Here is a 15,350-nt window from a genome sequence, read left to right on the forward strand (position 1 = left end):
TGTCCGTAACGTTATATTTCGCTCTTTCAGCGGATGCGATAGTTGCCAAAAACAACACCCCAAGAAGAGTCACATGTACAGAAATACCTCGACACCCGCCGACGACAACGGTTGTGGGTGGTTTCACCTGAGCCCTCCTCGTACCGTAGAGCAAGCCCATAGCGGGCGTACTGAAGCACGTTGGGTTGTTCTGGGCGCGGGATTCACTGGTCTTGCCGCAGCGAGGCAATTGGCAATCCGCTACCCCGATGATCTGGTTGTTCTGGTTGAGGCTCAGCAAGTCGGGTTCGGCGCTTCCGGTCGAAATTCAGGCTTCGCAATCGACTTACCTCACGACATTGGCGCTCCTGACTACATCGGCGACCTTCCTACGGCCCGCATGAACCTGAAGCTAAACCTCCGTGCCCAAGCTATCCTCAAGATTTTGATTGAGCAGCACGGCATCGATTGTCAAATGCGACCAGATGGAAAATACCAGGCCGCGATTGAGCCCAAGGGACTAGCCGTTCTGGACGCATACCGCAGTGGTCTGGATAAGCTCGGCCAGCCCTATGAGATGATTGATGGTCCTGATGTCGCCGATCACTTAGGTACAGATTTCTACCGCAAAGCTCTCTTCACACCGGGAACATTGCTGCTTCAGCCAGCAGCTCTCGCTAAAGGGCTTGCCGAAAGCCTGCCTGATAATGTGATTCTGTATGAGAACACGGTGATCACCCATCTTGAGCAAGGACAGCGCACGACGCTGAAGCATAAGAACGGTGAAATCATCGCGGATCAGCTGCTGCTTACCAACAATGCCTTCGCAAGCCACTTCGGTTTTCTAACTGGTCGACTTCTGCCGATCTTCACCTATGCGAGCATGACCCGCCCCTTGACCCAAGAGGAGCAAACGCGTCTTGGGGGCAAGAGAACCTGGGGTATCATCCCGGCAGACCCATTCGGGAGCACCCTTCGCCGGACGCCCGACCAGCGCCTGCTGGTTCGGAACAGTTTTAGCTTCAACGCTGACGGTCGCGCACACCAGCGCTACCTTGATCGTGCCGGTCGACAGCACCGTGCTTCTTTCGAACGGCGGTTTCCCATGCTCGCAGGCATGCCCTTCGAGTACACCTGGGGTGGCTCAATGTGCTTGTCGCGTAACCATCTCTCGCACTTCGGAAGCTTGGCGCCGAACATCCACGCAGCGTTGTGCTGCAACGGCCTTGGCATAACCCGCGGAACGGCTACAGGCACACTGCTCGCTGACTGGTTAGCAGGCGAGAGTGATGAACTGATCGACTTCCTACTCAACTCTGACGGTCCCAACCGAAACCCGCCTGAGCCTTTCCTCAGCATCGGTGTAAATGCGAACCTCCGCTGGGGCCAGATGCGCGCTGGTAAAGAAAGCTAAGTACCCTAGCACTCACATGTTTCGCTTTGGATGAACCCTGGCGGGACATGTGAATGATGCTCTAGGGATGATCCAAAGCCTTCTTCCAGCATTTTTCCGGATCTTAGATTCCGAGGTTTGACATCGATCCGGACCGGCACTTTTCCAGGTTCGACTTCGACACCGTGATCCTGCGCGCCGGCTACAATTTGGAGAAGCGGATGGGATCCGCGCAATATCGCTTGTACGGCAACGCCACCAGTATCGATAATCCGATGGCATCGGCGGCACCGCCTTCTTCGAGCATCCCTGGATAAACTACAAGTTTTTCCCCGCGCACCAGCTCCAGATTGGCCAAACCGACATATCCCTCGGCTTGGGCAACTACCTCGGCAACACCTTATTCGAGATCCTCAGCAACGTAATCGGTCTAGAGGACAGCCAGTACTCAGCCTCAAGGACGTTGGTAGCGTTCGACCGCTATGACTTCAGCGCGGCCTACTATCCAATTACCGCGCAATAGGGCCGCGGCACCAGTCAGGGCGGCCGCTTGGCTTGGCGCTACTCTCCTCGACCTTACACAGCAATGACACAGATCGCGATGGCCAGCGCTTGGCTACTGCGCTTCATACGTGGCCCGCTCGGTACCCAGACAATGGCGGCTCACCGCCAGATGATCCGAGAAATCCTGGGGTCGATCTGGGTTGCTTTTGAGTGGCTGCACGGGCGCAGTGACTCTTACATCGGTGACTTCACACAGAGCTTGGGCGGGGGCAGTAGTAACCGCTAGGAGAACCAGGTCTACAGCAATGTGGGCTACTACTTCTGATAACTCATAAAAAATGGCGCGTTTTCAATTTGAAGACGCGCCCAAAGTGACACAACAAGAGCAGATAATTTAGGTACTAGGCTGCACTTGCCTGAGCAAGGTCAAGCGAGCGTGTTTCCGGAGCCATCAGCCAGGTAAAGAACAGACCGACCATCGAGATTCCGAAAGCAGCAATCATGGTGTTAGCAATACCGATAGAGGAAAGAGACATCGGCACAAGATAAGTACCAATCGCCGCACCGATACGCGACAGCGATGTTGCCAATCCAACCGCGGAACCACGAACCTCAGTAGGGAACAATTCATTGGGATAGACGTACTGGAGCACCTGAGCGCCACCGATGAACAAGGCGTAGCTACCGAACAGAGCGAGAGTTACCAAGCCTGCACCATCCGGATAAAGGCCAAGTAGCAGCAATGCCAATCCAGACCAAAGGAAGCTGTGGATGAGCATATTGCGACGGCCCATCGGGTTGATCAGCTTCACCCCAAGCAGGCAGCCGAAGACAAAGATAATGGTAATAGCCACCGCACCCCAGGCAGCCAAGTCTCCGGTGAGGCCCATGGCAGAGAGGATTTTAGGTGCAAAGGCATAGATTGCGAATTGCGGGATAATCGAACAAGTCCAGAAGATACTTACGAAGAAGATGCGCTTGCCATAGTGCGAGTGGAACAACGACGAGACCGAAACGCGACGCTCACTGACGGGTTCTGGCAGATCCGCAACAGAGAACTTGTCGCCATACACCTTCTTGATCACCTGGTCTGCCTCAGCGACTCGGCCTTTACTCAGCAACCAACGTGCGGACTCCGGGGTACCGGCGCGCATAATCAGGAAGAGTACCGCCGGTACGACTGCACTGGCCAAAGCCCAACGCCAAGCCTCCGGTCCCATGGCGCGAAGGATGAACTCACCCGCGACGTAAGCGACTGCCGCACCGACAAACCACATCATCACCAAACTGGCCAAAATTGAGCCGCGTTGCTTTTTCGGCAAGAATTCAGCGAGCAATGACGTCGCTAGTGGGTGGTCCGCACCAATAGCCACACCGAGCATCAAGCGCAGCACAATCAGGGCCGCAGCGGAGTTCACCCAAAATTGACCCAGGGAGAATACAGCCAAAGCAACCAGCACCAGCACGTAGAGCGTTTTCCGGCCCAGTTTGTCGGTGAAAAGACCACCTACGAACCCACCGAAGAACATGCCGACCAAGGAAGCCGCGGCAACCATGCCTTCTTCAAAGACACTTAGCTGAAGTGATTGGCTCAACTGAACTAGGACGACACCAATAATGCTAAGAATGTATCCATCCAAGAATGGCGCGCCTGAGGAGTAGACGGCAAGCTTCTTGTGGAAACTGTTGAGGGGGGCATCTTCTAACGAAATTTTTTGTTTATTTGACATTATTTTGCTGTCTCTTTTGCTGCTCGATGCTAAATAACTCACCTGAAGCTGACATTCCTGCACACTGGCACGCAAGCCCGAAACCTGGTGAATTATCGTATTGTTTTTGTATGACCTAGCTATTCGAACAAATGGCGCGAGTGTCCCTAGACCTCACTTCATTTATGCGAATGAATACAGCAATCCATGCCCATCGGCTCTCTGACGATCCTTAGTACATCGTACTCTCGTGATGAAACGAGCGGTCGCTGCGCTTGCCGAGCAAAATCCTAAGACGCGTTCAGATTAAGCTCGCATGAGTTTAAGAAATAGAAGGATTACCTCAAAGAATGCGAAATCTCGGCTATTTTACTCTGTCCGAATTACGATATTTTTGCCCTCCCCTCACAATGCCCATAGGCAAGCGGCTATGCGCCGCTTGCCTATGCTTCACTCAGCTTTTGCGGGCAACCCAAGCATTGAAGCGTTCCTGCAACTCCTCACCGTGATCGATCCAGAAATCGCTGCTGACGGCCATCGATTGCGCCATGTTTGCAGGCGCAGTGTTGAGCTGCGCCGCCAGCGCTGGATCAAGCAAGCTAGCAGTATGCAAATTGACTGAGCCGTATCCCAGCTGAGTGGTGTGCTTTTCCTGATTCTCTGGGCGAAGGGTGAATGCGATGAAGTCTTCCGCGAGGTCCTTGTTTTTGCTTCCCCGCGGTACGGCCCAGTAGTCGATAGCGTAAATGCTTCCATTCCAGATCGGCTTGATGTGCGCGCCAGACTGCTGGGCGGCATAGATCCGGCCGTTGAAGGCTGTGGTCATTACCACGTCTTTGCTGGCTAGGAACTGCATGGGCTGAGCACCGGCCTCCCACCACTGAATGTATGGCTTGATCTCATCCAGCTTATTGAAAGCCCTATCTACACCTTCGGGGGTGGAGAGAACCTTATAGATCTCCTCGCGAGGAACTCCGTCAGCCATCAGTGCAGCCTCAAGGGTGAACTTCGGCCCTTTGCGTAGAGCGCGCTTCCCCGGAAATTTCTTGATGTCCCAGAAATCTTGCCAGCCATTGGGGGTTACAGACAACGCGTCAGTGTTGTAGGCCATAGCCATCGACCATACCAACAATCCCGCGCCGCAGTCAGACAGTGTGCCTGGCACGAAGTCTTCCTCCTTGCCAAGTCGCGCTTGATCCAAGGGTTCGAATAGGCCCTCCTCGCATCCACGGACAAGGTCATCACCCTCTACCTGAACGACATCCCAGTTCACGCTGTTGGTGTCGACCATGACCTTGATGCGCCCCATCTCGCCATTGTATTCCCCGGCTATGAGCTTGACCTGATGAGCCGCCTCAAACGGCTGATAGAACACCTCGGTTTGCACCGTCTTACTGACTCCTCCATAAGAGATGACTGTCATCTCTGTAGCCGCTGCGTGTGCGGTCAGGAGGCAGGTGATTGCACCAGCGACAAATCCATTGTTCATAAAACCCTCTTTATTTATTGGTTTTGTTAAGAAGCGTTCTGCGTGCAACGTACTGCATGAAGAAAAAAGCGAGCACCGAACCGGTGAGGCAAATGCTCGCTGGATCCATAGGGATCAAAACTTTGGTCAGCGCGAAGCTGATGTGGGTGCATCCGCTCGGATGAGCGATCTGCGTTTAAGCTCATGCCAAAAATCGTCAGGAATCTCGCGCTCAAATGTCGAGATATTCTCCTTGAGCTGCTGGACGCTGCGCACACCAGGAATAATGCTTGCCACAGAGGGATGTGCGGCGATGAATTGCAACGCTGCCGATTTGAGTGGAACATCAAAGTCAATACATACGGCCTCGATGCGTCGCACATGCTCCAGCACATCAGCGTCGGCAGGTGCATAATTGTACCGCGCACCAGGAACCGCGCCCGTGGCCAGAATCCCGCTGTTGTAGCCTCCGCCCACGATGACCGAGACACCTTGTGCTTCACACTGGGGAAGAAAGTCGTTCAAGGCATCTTGCTCGATGAGCGTGTAGCGCCCTGCCAGCAGAAGACAGTCAAAATCGACGCGGCGGATGGCCTCATGAGCAACATCGCTCTCATTGACGCCGATCCCAATTGACTTCACAACACCCTGTTCACGAAGCTCAAGCAGTGCCCTACCAGCCCCCTTCATGGCGTAATCGAATACCTCGGGCTGCTGGCTGCCATGGGTGTAAACATCGACTTCATGAATGAGCGCAACATCAATGCGCTCTAGGCCCGTTCGCTGAAGACTATCTTCGATCGATCTCATCGTACCGTCGTAGGAGTAGTCAAATCTCCACTCGAAAGGTAGCCCTTTTATCCAGCAACCGAAGTCGATCGCTTCCCGTCGACGGGGGGTCAGCAACCGACCTACCTTGGTGGCCAGTACAAATTGGTCACGAGGCTTCCAACGCAGTCCTTGTCCTAAGCGCGCCTCGCTCAAACCATGGCCATAGCTCGGTGCGGTATCAAAAAATCGAATGCCCGCGTCCCAGGTAGCCTGGACCAGTCCCGCCGCGGCATCCTCACTGATAGGTGCCATGAAGTTGCCCAACTGGGCCGCCCCAAACCCCATCACACTGGTCTGAATGCCTGAACGAGACCACGTTCGTTGCTGCGAAGCTTGCATGGATGACGTTCCTTTCAAGAGGCCCGACCGAAGCCGGGCGTTAGTGAAACTGGTCTTCAGATGCTCAAGCACAGGTATTTGATTTCGAGGTAGTCCTCGATACCGTACTTGGAACCTTCGCGGCCCAGGCCCGAGGCTTTGATGCCGCCGAATGGCGCGACTTCGTTGGAGATCAGGCCGGTGTTGATACCGACCATGCCGTATTCCAGGGCCTCGGCGACACGGAACACACGGCTCATGTCACGGGCATAGAAGTACGAAGCTAGGCCGAATTCGGTGTCATTGGACATGGCAATAACTTCGGCTTCGTCTTTGAAGCGGAACAGTGGCGCCAGCGGACCGAAGGTTTCATCCTTGGCAACGGCGGCGGTGTTCGGGACGTTGACCAGGATAGTGGGCTCGAAGAAGTGGCCTTCGATCAGCTGTCCACCTGCAAGCACCTTAGCGCCCTTCGAGACGGCATCATCGATGTGCTCCTGGACTTTGGCGACAGCCTTGCCGTCGATCAACGGGCCAGTGGTGGTGCCATCTTGCAGACCGTTACCAATCTTCAACTTGGCAACCGCAGCGGCCAGCTTCTCGGCGAATGCGTCGTAAACACCGTCCTGCACATAGATACGGTTGGCGCAGACGCAGGTCTGACCGTTATTACGGAATTTGGAAATCATCGCGCCCTCCACCGCCTTGTCCAAATCGGCGTCGTCGAACACGATGAACGGGGCGTTGCCGCCCAGCTCCAGAGAAACCTTCTTGATGTCCTTGGCACACTCCTGCATCAGCTGGCGACCGATATCGGTCGAGCCGGTGAAGGACAGTTTGCGTACCAGGGAGTTGCCAGTCAGCTCGCCGCCGACTTCGCCAGCGCTGCCGGTAACGACGCTCAGCACGCCAGCCGGGATGCCGGCACGGTTGGCCAGCTCGACCAGGGCCAGGGCGGAGTACGGGGTTTGCGAGGCAGGCTTGAGCACCATGGTGCAGCCAGCGGCCAGGGCCGGTCCAGCTTTACGGGTGATCATGGCGGCCGGGAAGTTCCACGGGGTGATGGCCGCGGTGACGCCGATCGGCTGCTTGATGACGATCAGGCGCTTGTCTGGCTGGTGGCCCGGGATGGTGTCGCCGTAGACGCGCTTGGCTTCTTCGGCGAACCACTCGATGAACGAGGCGGCGTAGGCGATTTCGCCCTTGGCTTCGGCCAGTGGCTTGCCTTGCTCGGTGGTCATCAGGCGAGCCAGGTCGTCCTGGTTCTCGATCATCAGTTCGAACCAGCGACGCAGCTTGGCCGAACGCTCCTTGGCGGTCAGTGCACGCCAGGCCGGCAGGGCCTTGTCGGCGGCTTCGATGGCGCGGCGGGTTTCCGCGGTGCCCATCTTCGGCACGGTACCGATGACTTCACCCGTGGCCGGGTTCGTCACACGGATTACCAAGCTGCTATCAGCATCAAGCCATTGGCCATCAATGAAAGCTTGCTGGCGGAACAATTGTGAGTCTTTCAGTTGCATATCCAACTCCTTAGATGGCAGCGCTACGTTCGCGCAGATCCATGTTCAGAATGCGGTCGTTCTCGCTGTAATCCACCGGGCAGTCGATCACGTGTACACCTGGGGTATTGATGCAGTGCTCGAGAAGTGGCAGCAAGGCTTCTGCGCTTTCCACGCGGTGGCCGTTGGCACCGTAGGATTCGGCGTACTTGACGAAGTCCGGGTTGCCGTAGTCCAGGCCAAAATCGGCGAAGCCCATGTTGGCCTGCTTCCAGCGAATCATGCCGTAGCCGTCGTCACGCAGGATCACTACAGTGACGTGCATGTTCAGACGGACTGCGGTTTCCAGTTCCTGGCTGTTCATCATGAAGCCGCCGTCGCCGCATACGGAGATCACTGCGCGATCCGGGTACACCAGATGAGCAGCCATTGCCGATGGCAGACCGGCGCCCATGGTCGCCAGGGCGTTGTCGAGCAGCACGGTGTTCGGCTTGTGCGCCTTGTAGTTACGGGCGAACCAGATCTTGTAGATACCGTTGTCCAGGGCCACGATGCCTTCGGACGGCAATGCGCGGCGGATGTCGGCGACCAAGCGCTGCGGGTACACCGGGAAGCGGTTGTCGTCGGCGCCTTCGGCGATCTGCGCTTCGTTGGCTTCACGGATCGCCATCAGGCGGGTGAAGTCCCAGTGCGCGGTGTCGTTCAGCGCTTCGCTGATCTGCCACACGGCGTTGGCGATGTCGCCGATCACTTCCACCTGCGGGAAGTACACGGCATCGACTTCGGCGGAGCGGAAGCTGATGTGGATGACTTCGGTGCCGCCACGGACCATGAAGAACGGCGGCTTCTCGATCACGTCGTGGCCAATGTTGATGATCAGGTCGGCAGCTTCGACAGCGCGGTGGACGAAGTCACCGGACGACAGCGCAGCGTTGCCGAGGAAGCGCGGATGGCGCTCGTCGACCACACCTTTACCCATCTGGGTAGTGATGAACGGGATACCGGTCTTGTCGATTAACTGCTGAAGGACCTTGGCGGTCATCTTGCGGTTGGCACCGGCGCCGATCACCAAGATTGGGTTTCGTGCCGCGAGTAGTTTCTCAACAGCAGCTTCAATCGACTTGTGCTCAGCCAGTGGGCGGCGGTGCAGGCTACGCGGAACCGGTAGAGCATCGGTCTGCTCGGCGGCGATGTCTTCAGGCAGCTCCAGATGCACGGCACCCGGCTTCTCTTCTTCCGCCAGACGGAACGCTTCGCGCATGCGCGCCGGGATGTTGTCGGCCGAGGCGAACTGGTGAGTGTACTTGGTGATGGGGTCCATCATGCCGCACACGTCGATGATCTGGAAACGGCCCTGCTTGGACTTCTTGATCGGCTTCTGGCCGGTGATCATCATCATCGGCATGCCGCCCAGGTAGGCGTAGGCGCTCGCGGTTACCAGGTTGGTCGCGCCAGGACCCAGAGTCGACAGACTGACGCCGGTCTTGCCGGTCAGGCGGCCGTATGTGGCGGCCATGAAGCCCGCGGACTGCTCGTGGCGGGTCAGAACCAGCTTGATCTTCGACTTGCGCAGGGATTCCAGCAGGTCGAGGTTTTCCTCACCGGGAATGCCGAACACATACTCGACACCTTCGTTTTCCAGGCATTGCACAACGACATCGGCGGCCTTGGCCATTTTTCTTGTAACCTCAAATTCAGAGTATTAGGCGCAGCAGAACCCGCGGGGCCGCAAGCGGCCCCGTGGGTGGTCTTCGGGTAAAGGTGGGCTATCAGGCCAGTTGGTACGTGGTTTTAACGCGAGTGAAGAATTGGCGAGCGTGAGTACCTTGCTCGCGGGAGCCGAGGCTCGAAGCGCCATTACCACCAAACGGGACATGGTAGTCCACGCCAGCGGTTGGCAGGTTAACCATGACCATGCCTGCCGAGCTGTTACGTTTGAAGTGCTCCGCATAACGCAGCGAAGTGGTCACAATCCCGGCGGAAAGGCCAAACTGGGTATCCTCAGCGGCGGCAAATGCCTCCTCATAATCGCGGACCTTCAACACGCTCAGTACTGGTCCGAAGATTTCTTCGCGATAAATGCGCATTTCGGGGGTTACTTCGGTGAACAGTGCAGGCGTGAAGAGATAGGCACCCGCCTCATTCTCGATGCGCTCGCCACCACAGACCAACTTGGCGCCCTGCTCACGGCCGCTGGCTACGTAAGACAGGTTCTGCTCCAACTGGCGACCATCCACGACTGGACCGATGTCGGTGGAGGGTTGCAATGCATCCCCTACTTTCAGGGCACGGGTACGCTCAGCGAGGCGAGCCACGAAAGCATCATGAATGCCCTCGGTCACGATAACGCGAGAGCTGGCAGTGCAACGTTGACCAGTGCTGAAGAACGAACCATTCAGCGCGACGTCCACGGCTTGTTCCAGATCCGCATCATCAAGCACGATCAGTGGGTTCTTGCCGCCCATCTCCAGCTGAACTTTCTTCATGCCTTCAGCAGCAAGTTTGGCGATCTGGCGACCCGTGTTTTCCGAGCCGGTGAAACTGATGCCATCGACTTCAGAAGAACGAATAATGGTATCGCCGACGCTGCGGCCAGGGCCGATCAACATGTTGAAAACGCCAGCTGGCAAGCCCGAGCGACTGATGATTTCGGCCAGGGCCCAGGCCGAAGATGGAACCAGCTCAGCAGGCTTGAATACCACACAGTTGCCGAAGCACAGTGCCGGCGCGATCTTCCATGCCGGAATGGCGATCGGGAAGTTCCAAGGAGCGATGATGCCAATCACACCCAGAGGCTGAGTGAACACGTCAATGCCTACGTCCTGACGCACCGACTGGTACTTTTCACCGTCGGCGCGAAGGGCTTCCTGAGCGTAAAACTTGAACGAGCGGCCAGCGCGGTCAACTTCACCAAGTGCTTCGCGAACGATCTTGCCTTCTTCGCGGGCCAGCAGAGCAGCAAGTTCTTCACGGCGAGCGAGGATTTCGGTACCGATAAAGTCCAGAGCATCCGCACGTTGCTGAGGGTTGCTGCGAGCCCATGCTGGCTGAGCGCGGCGTGCAGCAGCAATGGCCTGCTCGGTCAGGTGCTGGTCAGCGCGCTCAAAGCGCTCTACCACTTCACCTGGATTGGACGGGTTGCGGTTTTCGAGAATGTCAGCGCCGCTACCCAGGGCAACGAAAGCGCCGTCAACGAAGCTGCTTTTAGTGGCAATGGTCATGCGGTACGGATCCTTTTCTCAGTGGTGTGACGGGCAACAAAATCAGTAATGTTGTCGACGGCGCGATCCATCAACTGCTGCATGGCATCCTCACTGCTCCAGGCAATGTGCGGATTGAGAATGAAATCATCGCGGTCGATCAACTGGAATAGAGGGTTGCTCGGGTGCAGCGGCTCGACTTCAACCACATCCAAGGCAACGCCACCCAAACGGCCATTTTGCAATGCATCGATCAAAGCGGCTTCGTTTACGATGCCACCCCGCCCGGTGTTGATGAGCAGCGCATCAGGCTTCATCAACGCGAGCTTGTCAGCGTCGATCAAGTTATAGGTTTCAGGCGTCAATGGCGCATTGATTGACAGGACATCACAGCTTTTGAGTAGGCTTTCCAGCGAGCGATTCTCAGGCCCAGGACGTTTGCCGCCTCGGTCTTCAAACAACACTTCCATGCCAAAAGCACGCGCCAGCTCGGCCAGGCGGATGGCAATAGGACCGCTGCCAATGATCGCCATCTGTTTGCCTCGCACATCACGGATGCGGTGGTCGAAATAGATGTTTTTGTACTCGGCCTGCCCTGCATGCACTTTACGCATAAGCCGGCTGAAAGCCGCCGGACGACGGAACAGCTCTAGCATCATCGCCATGCTGTGTTCGGCCACCGTGTTCGCAGCATACCCAGGGACGCTGGACACCTCGATGCCGTGAGCATCGCAGTAATCGACGTCGACAATGTCGCGGCCAGTTAATGCCAACGAAATCATCTTCAGTTTCGGCAATTGACGCAGGTGCTCCTCACGAAGCGGTACGCTGCAAGTCAGTGCAACCGTGGCATCTTTCAGGTGCTCGAGCACCTGGTCAGGATGGGTGTATGCAAACTGCTCCCAGGTATGTTCGCAGTCAGGGCGTTTCAGACGCGTCGAGGCCGCAAGACCCTCGTCGTCGAGAAAGACAATGTGTTCGCTCATAATCCTATTACTTATTTTTTCTGGGCGGGAACGTAGCCGGCCGGTGCCATGGCAACCAGTTGGCGAGTGATGAAACCTGCGTCCTGATCGTGGTCTTCAAGGGACTCCTTTCGCACCAGAGCGTCGCGCACCATATGTGCACCAAAGAAGCGGAAAGGCTCAGGCGGCAGTAGTTTCATCTTCTGATTGACCAAGCCACAGTTGGCCCACTCATCGTTCGCGTGGGTAGCCAGCGACTTGATGATGCGGCTGGCGAAGACCGTGGTGGCAACACCGTTACCCGAGAAGCCGATGCCATAGCTCACCGTCTGGTGGTGGTCCAGATAGCCGAAGTTCGGCAGGCCTTTCATGGCGCGGTCGATCGGGCCGGTCCAGCTGCTGACCACCGGCACGTCAGCCAGCTGTGGGTACAGGCGGCGCAGCTCGGCGGCGACCTTGTCAGCGGCGGGCGACGGCTTTTCATAGAGGTTGCCGATTCGCCCGGCGTAGGCGAACTGGCCCAGCGGCTTGCCGAACACCACACGGCCATCCGGGGTGTTGCGCCAGTAGTTGAGTACGGTGCGCGAATCAGTCATGCACTCGCCGCCGCTGAAGCCGATGGCGTCAAGCTTGGCCTTTACCGGCGCGGTGGCCACCATGTCACTGGACATGATCGCGATCATGCGACGCAGCTCGGGGAACTGAGCACCCCAAGCATTCAGAGCCAAGACAACGTGGTTAGCTTTCACGCGTCCCATAGCGGTATGCACCACCGGGTTTTTGCCGCGCTCCAGGTGAGTGAACGGTGATTTCTCAAAAATCTTCACCCCGAGCTTCAGCGCCACTCGGCGCAGGCCGCGAGCCAGCATGGCTGGCTGCACCGTGGCAGCATTAGGGTCGTAGATACCACCCAAGACGAGTGGCGAGCCAACGCGACCGCGAATGGTCTCGCGATCCAGCTCCTGGAATGGGTTCACATTGAGCTTTTGAAGGCCGTCAGTCAGAACTTTCCAAGAGCCCATTTGGCGCTGGTTAGTGGCTGTCCACAACCAACCATCTTTACGGTACTGAGCATCGATACCGTGCTCCTGGCAGAAGCTACCAATTTCGTCGATGGCAGACTCAGCAGCTTCACAGATACGCCGAGCTTCTACATCGCCGCAGATGGTGCGCACGGACAGATACTTGCCCCACCAGTTCGTGGCAACGCCGCCGTTACGTCCACTCGCGCCAGAACCGCAACGGTCGCGCTCGACAATAACGATAGTTTTTTCCGGGTGCGCCTGTTTCAGGCGGATGGCCGACCACAGGCCAAGGAAACCGCCACCGACGATACAGACGTCAGCTTGAATTGAATCCTGCAAAGCAGGGGCCAGATCGCTGTCCAGGTCGAGTGCCTGGGCATACCAGAATCCACGGTACATAGTATTGGTGCCTTTGCGTAAGAGCATGTTGGTTTTTGCAACATAATGCTCACCCTAGGGGCACTCTCGCTGTAACAAGCATGACAATTGATAGTAGAAGCACGCCTAGGGACTACCTTTTGTCCCGTTTTTTCTACTTGCTGAGATTGATATGATATTCCGGACCCTGCACTCCATCTAAAATGTAGGCAATCACGATGAGGTGAGGTATTCGTCCATGGTTCACCAAGAGCACTATGACGCTCCGCTCGAGGCGGATATCAAGCTGCCGGTCAAGCCCGAACTGAGGGTAGGCTTTGTGCTGCTGAACCAGTTCACCTTGGTACCGGTTGCCGGGCTGGTTGACTCGCTGCGCTTCGCAGCAGACAAGTCCTTCCGCAGCCAGCAACTGTTTTGCCAATGGGATTGGATGACGCTGAATGATCAGCCCATCACCGCCAGCTGCGGCATGCCAATCCATCCGACCAAGCCCCTAAACATGTTCGCCCAGTACGACTACATCGTCATTGCTGGAGGGCTGCTTGGAGAAACCAGGAATCCGCCCGACTGGCTGCTCGACGCGCTACGTAGTGTGAACGCTGCGCACATACCGATCATCGCCCTGTGCTCCGGCTCATTCGTGTTGGGAAAAGCAGGGCTATTAGACGGCCGTCGCTGTGCAGTTCACTTCACGTTGAGAGACGAGTTCAAGGAGCGGTTCCCCGCCTCAACAATGGTCATCGACAAGAGCTACGTCGATGATCGAGGAATCATCACCTGTCCCGGCGGCACCGCCATCGACTTGGCAGCGAACCTGATCAGACGTCACTGCGGCGCTGTGCGCGCCCAGAAAGGCCTTGAGTACCTGCTGGTCGAGGAGCGCCGAGAAGATGAGAGAGCGGCAGCAGCTAGTGAAAGCGTGTATCAGAACGACAGAGTTCAACGCGCCATCGAGTTTATGCGAGCACATCTGGACGCGTCGATGACCCTCCAAACGGTTGCGGAAGCGGTAGGGACTCACCCACGGCAACTCCACCGCGAGTTTGTCGCCAACACGCAGGAGCCACCTGCCAACTATTGGCGCAAATTACGCCTTGAGCATGCGCGCCGCTTGCTCGTGAATACCAGCCAGAACATCACCACCATCGCACTGGCCTGCGGCTTTTCCGATGCGTCACACTTTATTCTTTGGTTCCGCAAGCTATATGGGGAGACTCCCTACACCTTCCGCAAACGACGCCATGAGGTGGAGCGCTTTGACTGGCACGGAGACAGCGCAGGCTTGGATCCAGACCTGTAGCCAATGAAAAAGCCGCCGCAACCTGAGTTGCGGCGGCTTTTTTGTATTTCGAGCCTAGGACTAGAGCTGCCCGAACGCTTGAATCTCAATCCGATAGCCAGGCGCGGCAAGCGGCGCACCGACGCAAGCCCGCACAGGCGGAGCTTCGCCCACCCAGGCGTCATAAACCTCGTTCATGCGATCGAACTCAGCCATATCCGCCAGCCAGATCTGCATACGCGACAGATTGGCCTTGGTAGCACCCACCTGGGCCAACCACGCCTCCAGCTGACTCAAAACACAGCGGGTCTGCTCAGTGATATCGCCGTCGAGATTCTGTGCCACGATGCCGGAAGTCTCAATCCGGCCACCGATAACAACCAGCTGACTGGCACGCTTACCTGGGTTAATACGCTCAATCATGTACCAGCTCCTTAGAACAGGACGTAGGTCTTGCGCAGCGTCTCGTGGATGTTCCAGACGCCTTCACAGTTTTCCGGGAACAGCACAGCATCACCAGCACGCAACTCAACAGGCTCACCGCCGTCGGGGGTGAAGGTGCAGGAGCCGCTTACAATGTGGCTAAACTCACGGTTTTTCAGGTGACGACGGAAAACACCTGGGCTGCTTTCCCACACACCAATTGCTGCATTAACAGCTTCATCAGTCTGATGCTGACCAGTCGCTGCATGGGCGATTACGTCGCCGATTGGCAGCTTTGCCGGAGCCATCTCACCCAGCGGGGACTCAGCAGCTTGACGCACGACAGTAAGAACTTGGCTCATGAAAAAATCTCCGTTTG

13 protein-coding genes are annotated in these 15,350 nt (G+C 56.8%); 2 read left to right on the plus strand and 11 right to left on the minus strand.

Features of this window, described 5'->3' with window-relative positions; all coding sequences use genetic code 11:
* Positions 1-73 precede the first annotated feature (73 nt).
* On the plus strand, positions 74-1,393 hold the full coding sequence (locus tag ACIP21_RS24345) for an NAD(P)/FAD-dependent oxidoreductase (protein ID WP_400693139.1): 1,320 nt from the start codon (positions 74-76) through the stop codon (positions 1,391-1,393).
* Positions 1,394-1,574: 181 nt separating this feature from the next.
* Here ACIP21_RS24345 and ACIP21_RS24350 read toward each other — a convergent pair whose 3' ends face one another.
* The 9 genes from ACIP21_RS24350 to ACIP21_RS24390 form a co-directional block, all read right to left on the minus strand.
* Positions 1,575-1,730 (minus strand): hypothetical protein, encoded by a 156-nt coding sequence (locus ACIP21_RS24350; RefSeq protein WP_400693141.1) that lies wholly within the window; start codon positions 1,728-1,730, stop codon positions 1,575-1,577.
* Between the two features lie 547 nt (positions 1,731-2,277).
* Positions 2,278-3,606 (minus strand): MFS transporter, encoded by a 1,329-nt coding sequence (locus tag ACIP21_RS24355; RefSeq protein WP_400693392.1) that lies wholly within the window; start codon positions 3,604-3,606, stop codon positions 2,278-2,280.
* 433 nt (positions 3,607-4,039) lie between these two features.
* Positions 4,040-5,074: an ABC transporter substrate-binding protein gene (locus ACIP21_RS24360; protein WP_400693143.1), complete on the minus strand. Its 1,035-nt coding sequence runs from the start codon at positions 5,072-5,074 to the stop codon at positions 4,040-4,042.
* A 126-nt stretch (positions 5,075-5,200) separates the two neighbouring features.
* The gene (locus ACIP21_RS24365; protein WP_400693146.1) at positions 5,201-6,223 is read right to left on the minus strand and encodes an aldo/keto reductase; all 1,023 of its coding nucleotides are present in this window, start codon (positions 6,221-6,223) and stop codon (positions 5,201-5,203) included.
* Between the two features lie 56 nt (positions 6,224-6,279).
* A complete protein-coding gene (gabD, locus tag ACIP21_RS24370) occupies positions 6,280-7,722 on the minus strand; it encodes an NADP-dependent succinate-semialdehyde dehydrogenase (RefSeq protein WP_400693149.1) in 1,443 nt (480 codons plus the stop codon).
* Between the two features lie 10 nt (positions 7,723-7,732).
* The gene (locus ACIP21_RS24375; RefSeq protein WP_400693152.1) at positions 7,733-9,376 is read right to left on the minus strand and encodes an acetolactate synthase large subunit; all 1,644 of its coding nucleotides are present in this window, start codon (positions 9,374-9,376) and stop codon (positions 7,733-7,735) included.
* Between the two features lie 94 nt (positions 9,377-9,470).
* Positions 9,471-10,922: an aldehyde dehydrogenase family protein gene (locus ACIP21_RS24380; RefSeq protein WP_400693155.1), complete on the minus strand. Its 1,452-nt coding sequence runs from the start codon at positions 10,920-10,922 to the stop codon at positions 9,471-9,473.
* Positions 10,919-11,887 (minus strand): NAD(P)-dependent oxidoreductase, encoded by a 969-nt coding sequence (locus tag ACIP21_RS24385; protein WP_400693158.1) that lies wholly within the window; start codon positions 11,885-11,887, stop codon positions 10,919-10,921. Before ACIP21_RS24385 ends, ACIP21_RS24380 begins: the two co-directional genes overlap by 4 nt.
* 11 nt (positions 11,888-11,898) lie before the next feature.
* The gene (locus ACIP21_RS24390) at positions 11,899-13,290 is read right to left on the minus strand and encodes an NAD(P)/FAD-dependent oxidoreductase (RefSeq protein WP_400693161.1); all 1,392 of its coding nucleotides are present in this window, start codon (positions 13,288-13,290) and stop codon (positions 11,899-11,901) included.
* 217 nt (positions 13,291-13,507) lie between these two features.
* Here ACIP21_RS24390 and ACIP21_RS24395 point away from each other — a divergent pair, with 217 nt between their 5' ends.
* Complete coding sequence (locus ACIP21_RS24395) at positions 13,508-14,569, plus strand: GlxA family transcriptional regulator (RefSeq protein WP_400693164.1); 1,062 nt, start codon at positions 13,508-13,510, stop codon at positions 14,567-14,569.
* Between the two features lie 60 nt (positions 14,570-14,629).
* Here ACIP21_RS24395 and ACIP21_RS24400 read toward each other — a convergent pair whose 3' ends face one another.
* Both ACIP21_RS24400 and ACIP21_RS24405 read right to left on the minus strand, forming a co-directional pair.
* A complete protein-coding gene (locus tag ACIP21_RS24400) occupies positions 14,630-14,971 on the minus strand; it encodes a RidA family protein (RefSeq protein WP_400693167.1) in 342 nt (113 codons plus the stop codon).
* 11 nt (positions 14,972-14,982) lie between these two features.
* Positions 14,983-15,333, minus strand: a complete 351-nt coding sequence (locus ACIP21_RS24405) for a cupin domain-containing protein (RefSeq protein WP_400693171.1) — start codon at positions 15,331-15,333, stop codon at positions 14,983-14,985.
* Between the last annotated feature and the right edge of the window lie 17 nt (positions 15,334-15,350).

It is taken from the genome of Pseudomonas sp. NPDC089401 (assembly GCF_044749485.1).
Classification (GTDB): Bacteria; Pseudomonadota; Gammaproteobacteria; order Pseudomonadales; family Pseudomonadaceae; genus Aquipseudomonas.